14 protein-coding genes are annotated in these 16,128 nt (G+C 72.0%); 6 read left to right on the top strand and 8 right to left on the bottom strand.

What is annotated here, in order from left to right; genetic code table 11:
• Positions 1-5 precede the first annotated feature (5 nt).
• From KUV85_RS13995 to KUV85_RS13985, 3 genes are all read left to right on the top strand, one after another.
• Positions 6-590 carry a TetR/AcrR family transcriptional regulator gene (locus KUV85_RS13995; protein WP_219960505.1) on the top strand — a complete coding sequence of 195 codons (585 nt, stop codon included), beginning with the start codon at positions 6-8 and terminating at the stop codon, positions 588-590.
• Between the two features lie 73 nt (positions 591-663).
• A complete protein-coding gene (locus KUV85_RS13990; protein WP_219960504.1) occupies positions 664-3,534 on the top strand; it encodes a hypothetical protein in 2,871 nt (956 codons plus the stop codon).
• A 13-nt stretch (positions 3,535-3,547) separates the two neighbouring features.
• Positions 3,548-4,795 carry a M23 family metallopeptidase gene (locus KUV85_RS13985; RefSeq protein WP_219960503.1) on the top strand — a complete coding sequence of 416 codons (1,248 nt, stop codon included), beginning with the start codon at positions 3,548-3,550 and terminating at the stop codon, positions 4,793-4,795.
• Positions 4,796-4,849: 54 nt separating this feature from the next.
• Here KUV85_RS13985 and KUV85_RS13980 read toward each other — a convergent pair whose 3' ends face one another.
• The 4 genes from KUV85_RS13980 to KUV85_RS13965 form a co-directional block, all read right to left on the bottom strand.
• Positions 4,850-6,307 carry an NAD-dependent succinate-semialdehyde dehydrogenase gene (locus KUV85_RS13980; RefSeq protein ID WP_219960502.1) on the bottom strand — a complete coding sequence of 486 codons (1,458 nt, stop codon included), beginning with the start codon at positions 6,305-6,307 and terminating at the stop codon, positions 4,850-4,852.
• Positions 6,308-6,787: 480 nt separating this feature from the next.
• Positions 6,788-8,701, bottom strand: coding sequence for a penicillin-binding transpeptidase domain-containing protein (locus KUV85_RS13975; RefSeq protein ID WP_219960501.1), 1,914 nt, complete (start codon positions 8,699-8,701; stop codon positions 6,788-6,790).
• Between the two features lie 48 nt (positions 8,702-8,749).
• Positions 8,750-9,565, bottom strand: a complete 816-nt coding sequence (locus KUV85_RS13970) for an SGNH/GDSL hydrolase family protein (protein WP_219960500.1) — start codon at positions 9,563-9,565, stop codon at positions 8,750-8,752.
• A 48-nt stretch (positions 9,566-9,613) separates the two neighbouring features.
• A complete protein-coding gene (locus KUV85_RS13965) occupies positions 9,614-10,075 on the bottom strand; it encodes a MerR family transcriptional regulator (RefSeq protein WP_219960499.1) in 462 nt (153 codons plus the stop codon).
• A 58-nt stretch (positions 10,076-10,133) separates the two neighbouring features.
• Here KUV85_RS13965 and KUV85_RS13960 point away from each other — a divergent pair, with 58 nt between their 5' ends.
• Complete coding sequence (locus tag KUV85_RS13960) at positions 10,134-11,063, top strand: NAD(P)/FAD-dependent oxidoreductase (RefSeq protein WP_219960498.1); 930 nt, start codon at positions 10,134-10,136, stop codon at positions 11,061-11,063.
• A gap of 10 nt (positions 11,064-11,073) precedes the next feature.
• On the opposite strand, the gene KUV85_RS13955 is transcribed toward KUV85_RS13960, so the two are convergent.
• The gene (locus KUV85_RS13955; RefSeq protein WP_219960497.1) at positions 11,074-11,751 is read right to left on the bottom strand and encodes a transglycosylase SLT domain-containing protein; all 678 of its coding nucleotides are present in this window, start codon (positions 11,749-11,751) and stop codon (positions 11,074-11,076) included.
• A gap of 96 nt (positions 11,752-11,847) precedes the next feature.
• Between KUV85_RS13955 and KUV85_RS13950 the strand changes: the two genes are divergently transcribed.
• Entirely contained in the window at positions 11,848-12,501 is a 654-nt protein-coding gene (locus tag KUV85_RS13950) for a M23 family metallopeptidase (RefSeq protein WP_219960496.1), read from the top strand.
• A gap of 10 nt (positions 12,502-12,511) precedes the next feature.
• Here the strand turns inward: KUV85_RS13950 and KUV85_RS13945 are convergent, their stop codons facing one another.
• Positions 12,512-13,003 (bottom strand): MarR family winged helix-turn-helix transcriptional regulator, encoded by a 492-nt coding sequence (locus KUV85_RS13945; RefSeq protein ID WP_219960495.1) that lies wholly within the window; start codon positions 13,001-13,003, stop codon positions 12,512-12,514.
• Positions 13,004-13,078: 75 nt separating this feature from the next.
• On the opposite strand from KUV85_RS13945, the gene KUV85_RS13940 reads away from it, so the two are divergent.
• On the top strand, positions 13,079-13,375 hold the full coding sequence (locus KUV85_RS13940) for a hypothetical protein (protein WP_219960494.1): 297 nt from the start codon (positions 13,079-13,081) through the stop codon (positions 13,373-13,375).
• Between the two features lie 24 nt (positions 13,376-13,399).
• Here the strand turns inward: KUV85_RS13940 and KUV85_RS13935 are convergent, their stop codons facing one another.
• Together KUV85_RS13935 and KUV85_RS13930 are read right to left on the bottom strand one after the other, a co-directional pair.
• Positions 13,400-14,146: a hypothetical protein gene (locus KUV85_RS13935; protein ID WP_219960493.1), complete on the bottom strand. Its 747-nt coding sequence runs from the start codon at positions 14,144-14,146 to the stop codon at positions 13,400-13,402.
• 149 nt (positions 14,147-14,295) lie between these two features.
• Positions 14,296-16,056 (bottom strand): DUF429 domain-containing protein, encoded by a 1,761-nt coding sequence (locus KUV85_RS13930; protein WP_219960492.1) that lies wholly within the window; start codon positions 16,054-16,056, stop codon positions 14,296-14,298.
• Positions 16,057-16,128: the final 72 nt, after the last annotated feature.

The following is a 16,128-nucleotide window of genomic DNA, read 5'->3' as shown; positions in this document are numbered from 1 at the left end:
TCGCCATGACGCCACCACCCCGCAAGCGCGGCGGCTCGACGCCGGACCCGACGGTCCGCGACCGGGTCCTCACGGCGTTCGTCGAGCAGGTCGGCGAGCACGGCCTCATCAACGTCTCCATCGACGACGTGGCGAAGGCCGCCGGAGTGTCCCGCGTGACGCTCTACCGCCGCTGGCCCGACCGCCACGCGCTCATCATCGACGGCTTCAACCTGCTCAGCACGATCGCCCCGGAGATCCCCGACGACTGGACCGCCCGTCAGGCCTTCGACGCCGTCTTCGCCCGCGTGGAGGAACCCGCACGGCGACGCCAGCTGCGCCAGCTGCTGGCCGAGCTCGTGGCCGCGGCCGGGTACGACGAGGACGCCCGGCGGTCACTCCACGCGCGGCAGCAGCGCTGGCGCGAGCACGTGCGCGCCATCGTGGAGCGCGGCATCGCCACCGGTGAGCTGCCCGCAGATCGCGACGTCGACCGTGCGGTCGAGGTCCTCGTCGGCGTGGCCACCCACCTGCACCTGGTCGAGGCGATGGAGGCGAACCGATTCGTCGACCTGGCGTGGTCACTGCTGTCCGAGGAGCGAGCCTATTGAACCGAATCGCTTGACAGCCCATCGATCGAAGTGAACACTGCTGTTCACTTCGACATCGAACAGGGGACCTTCGATGACAACAGAACGTCGCGCGCTCGTGCGCCGTCAGCGCCGTGCCACGTCCGCGCGACGCGGCATCGTGGCCGTGCTCGCCCTGGCCGTGCTGGCCTCGCCCGCACTGGCCAGCGCCGAACCGACTGATGAGTCGACGGCGACACCGGCGACACCGGCGACGCCAACCACGTCGGAGGACGCGACGGAGCAGCCGTCGCCGAGCACCCCCACCGAGACCGCCACTGGCGGGGGGGAGACGCCGCTGCCCACCGAGACGGGGTCGCCCGACCGACAGGGGGGATCGGTCGAGGGCGACACCGAGCCGGACAGCACGAGCGGCGACCGGCCGCAGCCGGGCCAGGGTCATGGCCCGGCTGCGAGCCTGGGCAAGGAGGACAACCCGCCGGTCGACGACACCACCAACGTGAGCCCGGGCAAGCCCGGGTGCGACCTCGCCACGGCGGGCTGCCAGTTCTACCAAGCTCCGCGGTGGCACGACCTGAACCGGTGGAGCGACACCGCCCTGGCCTCGGTGCGCTGGGGCGACATCGACGGCGACGGGCACCCGGAGGTCATCGCCCGCCGCTCCGACAAGTTCGAGGTCTGGAGCTTCTCGCCGACCGTCGAGGGCCAGTGGTGCCAGATCAACGGCGTCGGTTGCAACACCTTCGTCCCGCTGGTCAACGGGCCGCCGACCACGGGCCTGCCGTGGGACGCGCAGGCGGCCGCCGCGTTGCAGTTCGCCGACCTGGACGGCGACGGACGCGACGAGCTGCTGGTCGCCGTCGACGAGGGCGGCGACTACCGGCTCCGCCCCTACCGGGCCACGATTGGGCGCAGCCTCAGCGTCACCTGGCACGCCATGCCGGAGTCGCCGAAGCTCGGCGACAACCGCGGCACGGCCGCTGTCCACCCCCTGCCCGACACCCTCGGCAAGGGACGCGACGCACTCTGGGCGCCCACCTCCGGTGACCAGCTCACGATGGCCTACTGGGAGGGCGACGCCGCCAGCGGTTTGTGGCAGACGGTGTCGGTCGAGGGCATCAAGGAGCAGGTCACCGCGATCTACCGCGGCGACTACCGCCAACGGGGCTGGACCGAGACCGTCGTGGTGACCCCTCGCTACTACCGGTACGTCGAGTCCACGCGCGACGGCGTACCCGACCGGGCCGACTCCGGCTTCGGTCCGGGCTCCTCCGGTGACGCGGTGCACGCCTCGCTCGACATCTCCGGCGACGGCGTCGACCAGCTGCTGCGCCGGACCACCGGCACCCTCACCGTGTGGAACCCGGCCCGCGGGACCTCCGAGGCGCGCAACACCAGCTCACGGAACGACACGTTCGCACTCGCCTCCGCCGACCTGGACGCGGCGATGGGTTCGGTCCGGGGCCACGGCCAGGCCGCGACACTGGTGACCTACCCGCACCCCGACACCGGCAAGGACGCGATCTACCTGCTCGGCCACGTGGTCCGACTGCAGGCGAACTGCAACCGCTGCATCCGCGCCGACCTGCCCAGCTTCGAGGTGGCCGCCCCGCGCCGGGGTGACCCGGCGATCGCGGCAGCGCTCGAGCACGCCTGGGTCACCGGGAAGCGCATCCGGGCAGTGCGCAAGGAGGCCGCCGGCCTCGTGACCGGCGCCTGGTACCCCGGCCGCGGGTGGCGCTCGGTGGCGTCGTCCGAGCAGCCCGAGTTCAGCGGCGAGGACGCGGCGGCGTACACGGAGATGAACCGGCTGGTGAACCGCGTCGGCAAGGGGATCCGCAGCATCTACCGCGAGTCCCCGGCCGACATCACCCACGTGGACAACAACCTCGCGAAGTACCAGGACCCCACGCACCGGCCCGACGGCGTCTCGGAGGAGGCGTGGCGCCGGGTGTGGCAACAGGTGGACCAGGAACTGCGGGCCGCCTTCGAGGCCTCGCGCTACTTCACCGAGATCTACACCTACCTCGGGCTCAGCACCGAACGTGCGCAGGAGATCCACCAGTACCTGGGCGCCACCCTGCAGCTGGAGGGCGAGAAGTCCGTGACCGCAGCCAACCAGGGAGCGGAGATCTTCAAGGCCGTGATGGAGGGGCTCGCCGTGCTGGTCAAGCCGATCGCCATCGCGACCGACGTCGGCATCGACGGCGCGTTCTCCGGGGCCGCCAGCGTCGCCACCCTGCTCGAGGCCGAGTTCGACGACCAGCCGATCCGCGCCAAGACCAGTGAGATCCTGCTGAAGCTCGCCGAGGAGCGCGAGGCCGCCCTGTCGAGGAACAACGCCGCGCGCGGGATGGTGGTCTCCGACTACTCGGCCATGATGAGCCTCGGTGGTCTGCGCGAGCAGGGCCTGTTCGAGAAGGACGGCGCCCTCATCGACAGGCTCCGGGCCGAGCAGCGGCGCCAGGACTGGGTCAACGCCTACCAGACCCTGCTGCCCGGCATCGCCACCTTCTGGGCCTGCACGACCAAGCTGGACTTCCACACCGACCCGGACTTCAAGGCCTACGACCGGTGCCAGAACGACCAGCTCGCCAAGAAGCCCACCGGCTGGAAGACCTCGGTGCCGGGCAACCGCGTCACCAAGCGCTACGACCAGGTGCTCTACCTGGCCCTGCAGTCGAACAAGGCCTTCGCCTTCCCGACGTTCGGGATCCCGTTGAAGTCCAACGACGACCTCCTCGCCCACTTCACGACCACGCCGAAGGACACCTGCTGGACGCTGTGGACCAAGGACTGCGGACTCGGCTTCACCCGCGACGAGGTCGCCGGGGGCAAGCAGGGCTGGTCGCACGTCAGCTGCCAGACGGTCGTCGGGTTCCGGCTCGAATTCCGGTTCTACGAGATCCCCCAACCCTGCCAGGTCCACCGGTTCCCCCAGGGCCGCAAGATCTACCCCAAGTGACGAGGAGTCCACGATGAAGCGCACCACCCTCGCCGGCCTCGCCGCGCCGGCCCTCCTGCTGTCCCTCGTCGCCTCCGGCTGCAGTGCGGTCGAGTCGCCGGTCGCCGCCGTGTCCAGCGGTGTCGAGGACGTCGACGTACCCGAGGTCTTCACCCCGGTGCTCGTCACCACCGTCGGCGTGGAGACCGCGCCCGTGCAGGGACGCGACGGCTCCTGGCGGGTGCTGTACGAGCTCGTGCTCACCAACGCCAAGCCCGCCCCCGCCCGGATCGACCGGCTCGACGTGGTCGACGCCGACGACACCGACGCCGTCGTCGCCAGCTTCGAGGGCGAGGACCTCGTCGGGCTCTTCCACCGGCTCAGCGGCGGACCACGTGCCACCACCTCGCTGGCCCCGGACGAGACCGCGATGGTGTTCGTCGAGCTCACCTTCGACGACCTCGACGACGCGCCGGACGCCGTCGCCCACCGGATCGTCGGCGAGGGTGCGGCGAACCCGGCGGCGACGGACCCGAGTGCCGTCGACTACGTGACCGCGGGGTTCCCACTGCGCGAACGCTCCCAGGTCGTGATGGGCCCGCCGCTGCGCGGCGACGGATGGCTGGCGGTCAACGGCCTCGACACCACCGCCGGGGTGCACCGTGGCGCGGTCCAGTCGATCGGCGGACGGCTGTACGACGCCCAGCGCTTCGCCATCGACTGGATGCGGCTGGACGAGGACGGGATGCTCGCCACCGGCGACTCCGGCCAGGTGGAGAGCTGGAACTCCTACGACGAGCCCGTGCTCGCGGTCGCCGACGCCGAGGTCGTGCAGGTGCTCGACGAGCTGCCCGACCAAGCGCCGGGCACGCTGCCCGACCCCTCCGACATCACCCTGGAGACCGTCGACGGCAACCACGTCATCCTCGAGCTGGCCGAGGGGGTCTACGCGTTCTACGCCCACCTCAAGGAGGGCTCGATCACCCTCGAGGAGGGCGACTCGGTCTCCGCCGGCGACGAGATCGGCCGACTCGGCAACTCCGGCAACACCAGCGCGCCGCACCTCCACCTGCACGTCATGACGGCCGACTCGGCGCTGGCGGCGGACTCGATCCCCTACACCTTCGACGGCTTCACCCACACCGGTCGCATCTCGGACCGGGCGTGGAATCTCACCGACGGACTCGAGGGTCCGTGGACCGTCGAGACCGACGGCGCCGGGGAGGAGCACACCGAGCAGGTGCCGCTCGGCCTGGACGTCGTCGAGTTCCCGGAGGACTGAGCCGGCGCCCGACCTGGGGGGACGGGCGCCGGACCGGTTCGGCCCGATCCGGGCTCAGTCGGCGGGCATCGCGACGTAGGTGGTGTCGAGGTACTCCTCGATGCCCTCGAAGCCGCCCTCGCGACCGAACCCGCTGGCCTTGATGCCGCCGAACGGCGCGGCCGGGTTGGAGACCAGCCCCGTGTTGAGGCCGAGCATGCCGGCCTCGATCCGCTCCGCCAACCGGATCGTGCGGGCCAGGTCGCGGGTGTAGGCGTAGGCCGAGAGGCCGTACTCGGTGTCGTTGGCCATCGCGATCGCCTCGTCCTCGGACGCGAAAGTCGTGATGGGCGCGACCGGCCCGAAGACCTCGGTCGTGGCCAGCTTGGCCGTCGGCGGGACGTCGGCCAGCACGGTCGGGGTGAAGAAGTGCCCGGGCCCGTCCACGGCCGAGCCACCGGTCAGCACCCGTGCGCCCGCGGCCACGGCGTCGTCGACCAGCTCGGTCACCGTCTCGACGGCATCGGCGTCGATGAGCGGACCGACGTCGACCCCGTCGTCCTGGCCGCGGCCGAGCCGCAGCGCAGCCATGCGCTCGGTGAGCTTGGCGCCGAACTCCTCCGCCACCGACTCGTGGACCAGGAACCGGTTGGCCGCCGTACAGGCCTCGCCGATGTTGCGCATCTTGGCCAGCATCGCGCCCTCGACGGCCGCGTCGACGTCGGCGTCGTCGAAGACCAGGAACGGGGCGTTGCCGCCGAGCTCCATGCTCACCCGCTGCAGGTTGTCCGCCGACTGCTTGACCAGGATCCGACCGACGCCGGTGGAGCCGGTGAAGCTGATCTTGCGCAGCCGCTCGTCGGCCTGCAGGGCAGCGGTCACGCCGCTGGAGTCGGTGCTGGTGATGACGTTGAGGACACCGTCGGGCAGGCCGGCCTCGGCGAGGACGTCGGCGAGCAGCAGCATCGTCAGCGGCGTCTGGCCGGCGGGCTTGACGATCATCGTGCAGCCGGCCGCGATCGCCGGGCCGATCTTGCGGGTGCCCATGGCGAGCGGGAAGTTCCACGGCGTGACGAACAGGCAGGGCCCGACGGGCTTGCGGACGGTGAGCAGTCGGGTGCCGCCGGCCGGGGCGGTCATCCACCGGCCGTGGATCCGCACCGCCTCCTCGGCGAACCAGCGGAAGAACTCCGAGCCGTAGGCGATCTCGCCGCGTGCCTCGGACAGTGCCTTGCCCATCTCCAGGCTCAGCACCCGGGCGATGTCGTCGGCGCGGTCGGTGAGGATCTCGAAGGCACGGCGCAGGATCTCGCCGCGTTCGCGCGGTGGGGTCGCCGCCCAGTCGGCCTGCGCGGCGCTCGCGGCGTCGAGCGCCGCGATCGCGTCCGGGACCGCGGCGTCGGCGACGTCGGCCAGCACCGAGTCGTCCACGGGGTCGAGTACGTCGAACCGGTCACCACTCGCTGCGGGGCGCCACTCGCCCCCGATCAGGAGCTGGCGGCGGTCTTCGGGGATCAGGTCGAAATCGCTCACGGTGCCCAGACTGTCAGCCCGCCCAACCGCCCCGGAAGGCGCTCGACCCCGGAATCGGGGAGATTCACCCATTCCCTTCCGCAGCCTTGATGCCGCGTCCTACACTGGTTGCAGTCGTTCGACGGGAGGGAGCACCCGGAAAACGGCGAGAGCCCCTGTCGATGCCGACCCCATGCGGCGTCCAGGGGCTCGCTCCTTTTTCCGAGGCCCGTGCCCCACGAGCCTGCGAGTGGGGCACGGCTGGCCGAGGAGGTCGAGCAGCCGGCCGGCCGAGCTCGCGAGGCCGGAACCGGCGTGTCGAGACCACCGCAGCCGATGATGCCCGCGCGTCCGGGGTCTCGACAGGCTCGACCACCGGGGGCCAGGTCTCGACAGGCTCGACCACCGGGATCGGCTCGGTCTCGACGGGCTCGACCACCGGGGGGCGCCTCGGTCTCGACAGGCTCGACCACCGGGGTCGGCTCGACCACCGGTGACGGCTCAACCAGCGCGGCGGAGGAACTGCTCCAGGACCGGGCCGGCGGTGCCGGAGCCGGAGGCGCCGACCTCGACGAAGACGGCGACAGCGAGGTCGCCCTGGGCGCCGACCATCCACGCGTGGGTCTGCAGGCCGTCCTCGCCGTCGAACTCGGCGGTGCCGGTCTTGCCGAGCGCGGCGGGGCCGGGGAGGTCGGCGAGGATGCTGGCGGTGCCGTCGCTGGCGGTGCGGCGCATCAGGTCCTGCAACACTCCGGCCTCCTGGCCGGTCAACCCTGGGACATCGGGGGCGTCGATGTCGACGCCCTCCACCAGCCGCGGCACGACCGTTGACCCCTGCTGCACCGACGCGACGGCGGTCGCCATGGCCATCGGGGAGGCCAGCACCTTGCCCTGCCCGATGAGGTCGGCGGCACGTTCGGTCTCCGAGGCCGGCGGCGGCACCTGCCCGAAGTACGCCGGGAAGCCGGCGTCCATGTCCTCCCCGACGCCGAGGCTCGCGGCGGCCTCTCCCAGCGCGGCATCGCCGAGACGGTCGCGCTCGTCGATGAAGGCGGTGTTGCACGACAGCGAGAACGCCTCGGCGAAGCTCAACGTCCCCTCGCTGCCGGCCGGGAAGTCGTCGTAGTTCTCGAACTGCTTGCCGTCCACAGTGGTGGTGGCCGGGCAGTCGACCCGCCCGTCGGGGCGGAGGCCGTTGCGCAGCAGGGCCAGGGCGCTGACGACCTTGAAGGTGGAGCCGGGCGCGAACTGGCCGAAGGTCGCGTGGTTCTGGCCGCCGGTGCCGGGGCCGTTGGCGGCGGCGAGGATCGCGCCGTCGCTGGGGCGGACGGCGACCAGCGAGGCGGCGGGACCGAGTGAGCCGAGCAGGTCCTCGGCGGTGCGCTGCAGGCGACGGTCCAGCGTCAGCGCGAGGTCCTCCCCGCCGCTGGCCTCGACGGCGTACAGCTCCCGCTCGTCCCCGCCGGGGTCGAAGGCGATCACCCGGGTGCCGGGGTTGCCGCGCAGCCGGTCGTCGTAGCGCGCCTGCAGTCCGGAGACGCCGGCGATGTCACCGGCCTGGTAGGTCTCGGGGGCCTCCTCGACCATCTCGGCCGTCACCGGGCCGACGCGACCGAGCAGCGGGGCGGCGAACTCCTTGGTGGGGGCGAGCGCCATCGTGCTCTCGATGGCGCGGGCGCTCTTGATGTCCTCCACCCCGGAGACGGCGGCGTCCGGCGCCTCGGGCTTGCGGTAGGTGATCGCCTCGACGAAGGCGCGGTCACCGGCCTTGCGCACGCGCTGCACGAACGGCGGAGCGGCGACGTCGACGAGTCGCGCGAGCGCCCGGGCGTCGCGCACGGCCGCCTTCGGCTTCACGCGGGACTTGTCGATGCCGAAACGCAGCACCGGCCGCTGGGTCACCAGCACCTCGCCGCGCGCGCCGGTGATGTCACCCCGGGCGACGTCGTCGCTGCGGACCAGCAGCTCACCCTGCTCACCGAGGCCGGGCTCGACGATCGCGCGGGACCACACCGGACGCCAGCCGGACGCCGCGGCCTCGTCCCCGTCCTCGGCGGCGGCGAAGAACACCCGCGACTCGTACTCCCACGTCTCGCCGTCACGGCCGATCGGCCACGACCACCCCAGCGTGGCCGTCGCGTCGGTCTCGGTGACGTCGACACCGTCGACCACGACGTCGGCCTCAAGGCCTCCCAGCCCCGCCACGGTGTCGGCGTACGCCGTCGCGACGGCCTCGGACTGCTCCTTCGCCCAGGTCAGCTCGCCCGGCTCGCCCTCGACGAGGGCTGCCGCGACCTGCTCGGCGGACGCGCGGACGCCTTCCTCGGCCGCGCTGTCGTCCTCCTCACCGCTGCCGGAGGAGCAGGCCGCGAGCAGCAGGGAGAGGAGGACGGCCGGGACCGAGAGTCGTCGCATGACCCGGTTCTATCAGGGGGCGCCGACCTCGGCCCTGAGCACGCGGGCTCAGAGCTGCGCGGCGACCAGGGGGCGGTAGCCGTCACGGTGGCCGGCGCGGTTGGGGTGGTAGCTCTCGTCGATCGGGTAGGCCAGCCCGTTGACCCACTCGGTGTTGTCGCACACCGCGTGGCCGACGAAGCGGCCGGTGGGGTCGACGAATCCGAAGCCGGCGGCAGCCGCCTGCGCGCGGATGCGGTCGTTGAGCAGGTCGGCGGTGGCGTTGAGGCGGTCCTGCTCGGCCGGGGAGAACCAGGTGCCGGCGTTGCAGTCCTCGCCCATGAACAGCCGCGGGTAGCCCACGACGACGACCTCGGCGCTCGCGGCGCGGGAGCGGATGTCGCCGTACAGGTTGCTCAGCCGACCGGGCAGCTGGTTGCGGATGAAGGCCTGGGCGCCGTCGATCGCGGCGTTGCAGTTGCCGGCCCACCACGGGGTCGCGCACTCGGTGATCACGTCGGCGAAGCCGGCGTCGTTGCCGCCGACCTGGACACTCACGAAGTCGGTCCCGGCACCGAGTCCGCCCAGCTGGTTGTTGCGGACATTCGGGACCGTGGCGCCGGAGCAGGCACGGAAGTCGAGGGAGTAGCCGCGCTGGTCCGCGACCAGCCGGGGGTAGGCGAGGTCGGAGCGCCGGCAGTTGCTGTTGGTGTAGCTGCGGGTGCCGAGTCCGGATGCGTAGGAGTCACCCAGCGCGACGTAGGACGGTGCCGCCGCATGGGCGGGGGCGGCGAAGCCGAGCGGGAGCAGGACGGCGACGAGACCGAGCAGTGCCAAGGCCATGGGGGCGATGGCGACCGTCCGGACGCGTGGGAGCAGGGACATCCGAGACCTCCGAGAATGGCGATGTGACGCGGGTCACTCAACCACGGATCACCGCTCGGCGCGAGGGTCGTGGTCCTCGTGGGCGCGGGCGTGCTCGCGCCAGGTGCGGGTGCCGGCGACGATGTCGGCGACGTTGCTGGCGAAGTTCGGGCACGCGGCGATGTCGTGCGCACGGCACTCCAGCGCATGCTCGGTCATGTGCTGGGAACGCCGGATGGCGACGATGCGGTCCTCGAGGTCGGCCAGGTGCTGCTCGAGGATCGCGCGCCGGTCGGTCGCGGTGGCGTCGAGCAAGGCGCGCACCTGCTCCAGGCTCATGCCGGCGGACTTGTTGGCCAGGATGACCGCGACGCGGTAGGCGTCGGACTCGCGGTAGAGCCGCCGGTCGGCGGCGTCCCGTTCGGGACGCAGGAGGCCCTCCTCCTCCCAGTGACGCAGCACGTGGGTCGGCAGGTCGAAGCGCTCGGCGAGCTCGCCGATGCGCCACCGGGTCTCCTGGGTTGACTTCATGTCAACATGAAGTCAGATGCTGCTGCTCCACGCAAGCACGGGAACGAGGAGAGCAGTGATGGGTGAGCAGACGGAGCACTCGGGGCACCCGGCGTACGACGTCGCGGTGGTCGGGGCGGGGTCCGCGGGCCTCCAGGCAGCGCTGACGCTTGGACGGATGCGGCAACGGGTGGTCGTGTTCGGCACGGGGCGCTACCGCAACGACCCCACCGAGGAGATGCACAACGTGCTCGGGCACGACGGCGAGCACCCGTCCGCGTGGCGTGACGCCGCCCGGGCGGACCTGGCGCGCTACGCCACCGTGGATTTGCGCGAGGCAGCGGTGACGAAGCTGGCCGGCAGCGTCGGTGACTTCGCGCTCGCGACCGAGGACGGACAGGTGACGGCCCGGCGGGTGGTCCTCGCGACCGGCGTGAGGGACGAGCTACCCGACATCGCCGGGCTCGCCGACCTCTTCGGCGCGGAGGTGGCGCACTGTCCCTACTGCCACGGCTTCGAGTACGCCGACACCCCGGTCGGGATCCTCGGCGCCGCACCGCACGTGCCGGTCATGGCGCGACTCTTCGACCCGATCGCCTCGCGCGTGGTCGTGCTGACCGACGGCGCGCAGCCGGACGCGGACACCGGGGCGGCGCTCGAGCGGGACGGGCGCGAGGTGGTGACGGCACCGGTGGCGTCGGTGGCGCGCGCCGCGCACGGCCTGACCGTCACCCTCGAGGACGGCAGCGAGGTCGCGCTGGGCGGGATGCTGGTCAAGCCGGACTGGCGGCTGGCGGCCCCGCACGCGGAGCAGCTGGGACTCGAGCGCTCCGAGGTCGGGGCCGTCACCGTCGACCCGATGGGCCGCACCTCGGTGCCGGGGGTGTACGCCGCGGGGGACATGGCGCAGCCGCCCGGCCTGCCGCAGCCGATGTTCTCGGTGCTGGCGGCCGCGGCCAGCGGCCAGCTCGCCGCCGCGGGCGCCCACCAGGACTCGCTGATGGGGTGACCGAGCGCGGTCAGTACCAGCCGACCCGCTCGGAGTGCGCCCAGGCGCGGTCGGGGACGCCGTACCGGGCAGCGATGTAGGCCAGGCCCCACTGGATCTGCGTCTGCGGGTTGGTGCGGTAGTCCTTGCCGACGACGGCCATCTTGTTGGCGGGCAGGGACTGCGGGATGCCGTAGGCGCCGGAGCTGGGGTTCTCGGCGAGGTGGTTCCAGCCGGACTCGCGGGTCCACAGCGCGTCCAGGGCGGGCCACTGGTCGGCGGCGAAGCCGAAGTCGAGCATGAGCTGGTAGCCCAGCGCCCGGTTGGAGTCGGGCTCGATGTCGGCGGGCGCCGGGGCCGCGCTCGCCATCGGCTCCTGCTGGGCGATGCGCTCGGCGGTGTTGCGCAGCTGGCGCAGGATGACCCGGTCGGGGATCGAGGCCCGCGCGGCCTTGATCTTCTTGATCACCGTGGCCGAGCGCTCCTGCTCGGTGCCGACGCTGGGCTCCGCGCTCGCGGTGGGTGTCGCGCTGGCGCTCGGCGCGGCGGAGGGCGTCGTCGTGGCCGACCGGGCGGTGGTCGTCGAAGCCGAGGGCTGCACCCGCTCGGGGTCGGGTCCCCACGCCAGGAGTGCGGCGGCTCCGGTCGCGACGACGACGACCGCCAGCACGGTGGCGACGGTCGCAGCGCGGGAGGGGGCCTGGTCCACCAGCACAGTGTGGCGGGTCCGGGCGGTCTTCGGGCCCGTTCGGTCGGACCGGTGAGACGGACGGCGCCGTCGGTGGACGGTGCGAGACTGGCCGCGATGGCCCCCGACACCCATGCGCCGGTGGACCCGGTGGTGCTCGCGTACCCGTTCTCCGGCCACTGGCGCGCCCGCAACAGTCCCGCCCGCCGCGTGCCGAGCCACGGTTCGCACCTGATGGGCACGACGTACGCCGTCGACTTCATCCCCGTCGACGGCCGCGGCCGCTCGGCACCGTGGAGTTGGCGCGCGGCACTGGCCACCGAGGAGCCCGAGGGCTTCGTCGGTTTCGGCGCCGACATCCTGGCCCCGTGCGCGGGCCGGGTGGTCGTGGCCCACGATGGTGAGGTCGACCACGAGGCACGCCGATCCCAGCTGACGCTGCTGCCCTACATGCTCGGCCAGGCGCGGCGCGCTCGCGGCGGCGCGCCCGCCGTTGCGGGCAATCATGTGGTCGTCTCCGGCGGCCCGCACGGTCCCTACGTCCTCCTCGCCCACCTACGTCGCGGGTCGGTGAGGGTCGGGGTCGGTGACGAGGTGCGGGAGGGGGACCTCCTCGGCACCTGTGGCAACTCGGGCAACAGCACCCAGCCACACGTCCACGTCCAGGCGACGGACACCACGGCCTGGGAGCGGGCACGTGGCCTCCCGATCGCCTTCCGTGGCCCCGACGGACCCACGATGCCCGCGGAGTCCGAGGTCGTCACCGCCTGAGCGACGCGGCTCAGCGCCGCCAGCCCACCGTCCAGTGGCGGTCCGGCACCTCACCGGCGGACTCGGAGAACAGTCGCAGCCCGTCGGCGACCTGACGGTGCTGCTCCGGCGACATCGTGGCCAGGATCCGGCCGATCTCGACGCGACGATCGGCCATCACCTGGTCCACGAGGCGGTGACCGGCGTCGGTGGCGACCAGCTGCACGGCGCGGCGGTCGGTGGGGATGCGCTGTCGCTCGACCAAGCCCTTGCCCTCGAGGCGGTCGCACAGCCGGGTGGCGGTGGAGGGGTTGACGTCCAGCGCGGCGGCGAGGTCGCCGACGCGGTGCGGCCCCTCGGCGGTGAGCACCACGAGCAGGCGGTACTGCGGGAGCGTGACGTCGTCGGAACGGTCGGCCAGCGACCGCGCGGCGATCGCCACCAGGACCCGGCTCGCGCCGACGACGGCCTCGACGAGGTCGTCGCGGGCCGCGGCGTTGGCGGTCGACGTCCTTGTGGGCATGGCGTAGATTCTTCCACAGCACAGTCTTTGCATGATGCAGTCTTTGGTGGCTGCAACGAATACGAGGAGGTGGGTGTGCACGAGATCGACGTCACCGACGAGACGTGGAACTTCGGCTGTGGCCACTGCGGCCACCAGTGGTCCGTGGCCTACGAGGTGCACCACAACGAGGCCCCCGGCGGCGACCAGGTCCGGATGTGGCTGCGCAACGGGCGGCCCAGCATGGCGCCGGGCGGCGGGGTCCCCTGCCCGAGCTGCCAGGAGGGGCTGCGGGTCAACGCCACGCGCGACGGCGCACTCGAGCGCACCGCCCGGCGGCCGGTGGACGACCTGATGGGCACCGGAATGCCGCCGGTCATGCGGGGCGACTGAGCCGCAGTGGGCGCGGGTGGCCGGCTACTTGCGGAACTCCCTCTCACACGACCACGTGCGGTTGGTCCCGGACTGAACGACTCGGTATCGAGTCTTCTTCCGGATCGCGCGGCCGTCGAGATGGACCTTCCCCTTCTTGCCGACGCGGGCCCGATCGATCAGCTTCCACCCGCGAGGAGCCTTTCGCTGCAGTTTCACCACAGTCCCCTTGGGGGCGTTCGCCCAGCGATAGGCATTCACGGCATAGAAACGCAGCTTGGCGTTCACCTTGACCCGGCCACGCGCCTTGCGTGACCAGTCGACGCGACACGTCTGGTGCTGCTTGACGGTGATCACCGCCCGCGAGCTGTCCCAGAACTGGCCTTGCGAGGCCCAGTCGTCATCGGTCCACTCAACATCGGTCGGCCCCAGACGCAGCTTGCCCAGCCCCTCGTACGGGCACCAGTAGTAGGAGGCGCGAAGCGGCCCACTCGAGTCGTACTGGTAGTCGAACGTCTGGCCGAGGTACTTGGATCCTCGCCACACCTCGACCTCGGCATCGAAGGAATCCAGCACTCCTCCGTTGTGGCGCACCTGGAACGTCAGGTCACGGCACGACCCCGACTTCACATGCACCTTGCCGCCCGCGCGCAACCACACGTCGAAGTCCTGTCCCGCCGGCGCGGAGGCGGCGACGTTCGACGCAGCGGCCGCATTGCCATTCCCGATCAGCGTCAGGATCGGGACCATCAGACCGATGGCCAAGAGCATTGCGGTGGTGCGACGGATCATGATCTCCCCCAGAGGCAACGTTGCCGAACGTTGCGAAGCGTAAGCGTCCGCCCCGACACAAGGGGGCGCTTTGCTGCAATCGGGGCCAACGGATCGTCGTCCCGGTCGACGGCGAGGCTTGCGCAGATGGGGGCGAGCGAAAACCTGAGTCAGTCGCCGCGCATCCGGGCCAGTCGGGCGCGGAGCGCCCCGGAGCGGTGGGCGTTGCCGCGCAGGTCGACGTAGGTGTCGCCGTACTCCCACAGCAACGCGTCGTCCAGACGGCGTACGGCGCCCGGCGGGTAGCGGTAGTCCATGCGCTGGGCGAGCAGGTCCTCATCCACCGACGCCAACGCGTCACCGAGCTCGGTCAGTGAGGTGATGCCGAGCTCGAGGACGAGGTCGGCGATCCACGCGTAGTGGTCGGTGCGCGACCAGCCGGCGGCGGCGTACTGCCCAGCGAGATAGGCGGCGAGCTCGCGGGGGCTGATCCGCGGGTCCCCGTCACCGGACTCCTCCGGCTCGGCCATCGGCTCCCGCAGCCGGTCGCGAATGGTGGAGAACTCACGGTCGGCCAGCTCCAGCAGGCCCGCCGCGAGGGTGAAGCGGCGGTCGAAGTCGGGGACGTGCTCGTCGGGAATCGTGCCCTTGTAGCGGATGTCGTGCTCGAACTCCGCCCACGCGTGCTGCAGCACCGTGCGGATCTGCACCTGCGCCTGCCGCCCCCGCAGCGCCTCGTACGCCGGCTGCCCCTCCCGCGCGGGGTCGAGACTGATGAGCAGGTGGCGACTGGCGTAGCCGAACCGGCCCTCGTTGGCTGTCTCGCGGCCCATGTCCCGGTCGTCGAGGACCACGACCTGGTCGTCGAGGAGCTCCACGACGGCCTGAACGTCGCTGTGGACGTAGGTGATGACGCGGATGCCGATCTGGTCGGTGATCTCGCGCAAGGGGTCGAGGTAGACCGGGCGGCCACCGTCGGTGCGGGCGGCCTTCGCGGCGAAGGACGCGACGCCCTTCGCGCGGCCGCCGACGCTGAGGTAGTTGATGCCGGCGTCATCCAGGATCGCGGTCACCAGGTCGACGAACCCGTCGGCGACCTCGCGCAGCGCCGGCTGCTGCTCGGCGTACTCCCGCACGGCGGCGGCCGCGTCGTGCGTCGCCGGCTCGCGCCTCCCGCGCGGGGTCGGCTCGAGGTCGTCGGGCAGCGTCGGGGTGACGATGTAGCCGGTCTCGAGGTCGCCGTACGTCGTCGTCTGCTCGGGGCGCCGCGTCGCGTAGCGGGCGACGTGGGCGCACACCACCGCGTCGACCTGGTCCTCGACCCGGCGCAGCTCGCTCTTGGTCGTCGCCTCCTCGACCGCGGTGCGCAGTGCCCGCCAACCAGCGGTGTCGTCGGCCTCGAGGTGCAGCGGCGGGTCGGCGGTGGCGAGGCCCTCCAGGCGACCGAGCAGCACCAGCAGCTCGCCGCGGAGGTACTCCAGGTCCCGGCCCGGCTTGTGCTTGTACTTCAGCGTCCTGCCCAACCGGAACAGCGCGATGGTCGCCGCGTGCGGGTAGACCTCGATCGCGCGTCGGGCACGACCCGATCGCGGGTTCATGTCCAGGCCGAGACGTGCGGCCACCCGCGCCCCGCGCGGCTGGTCGCGGAACTCCGGCTTGCCGGTGTTGACCGGGTGGGCGCCGGCGTCGAAGCGTGCGAAGTCGCGGTTGAGCGCCGCCTCGGCCGGCCGGTTGCCGGTGGCGTTGGTGACCACCAGCGGGGCGTCGATCGCCACGACACACTCGTCCTCGACGTACGGCGCCACCGCGGCGACGATCTCGTCGTCGTCCTGCGCCGCAGACAGGTGGACCAGGTGGCCCTCGTCGTCGAGGACGGCGATGCCGGTGGGCTTGCGCTCGCCCCACGCGAGGTCGAGTCCGACGAAGTGCATGCGCCCCACCCTGCCCTATCGGCCCCGCCCACCCACGGGGGTGAGGCGACTCACGTAGCCACCTCGACTAGG

The organism is Nocardioides panacisoli (genome assembly GCF_019448235.1).
Classification (GTDB): domain Bacteria; phylum Actinomycetota; class Actinomycetes; order Propionibacteriales; family Nocardioidaceae; genus Nocardioides; species Nocardioides panacisoli_A.
The sequence above is the reverse complement of the archived record's forward strand: the minus strand, read 5'-3'. Positions and strand labels throughout refer to the sequence as shown.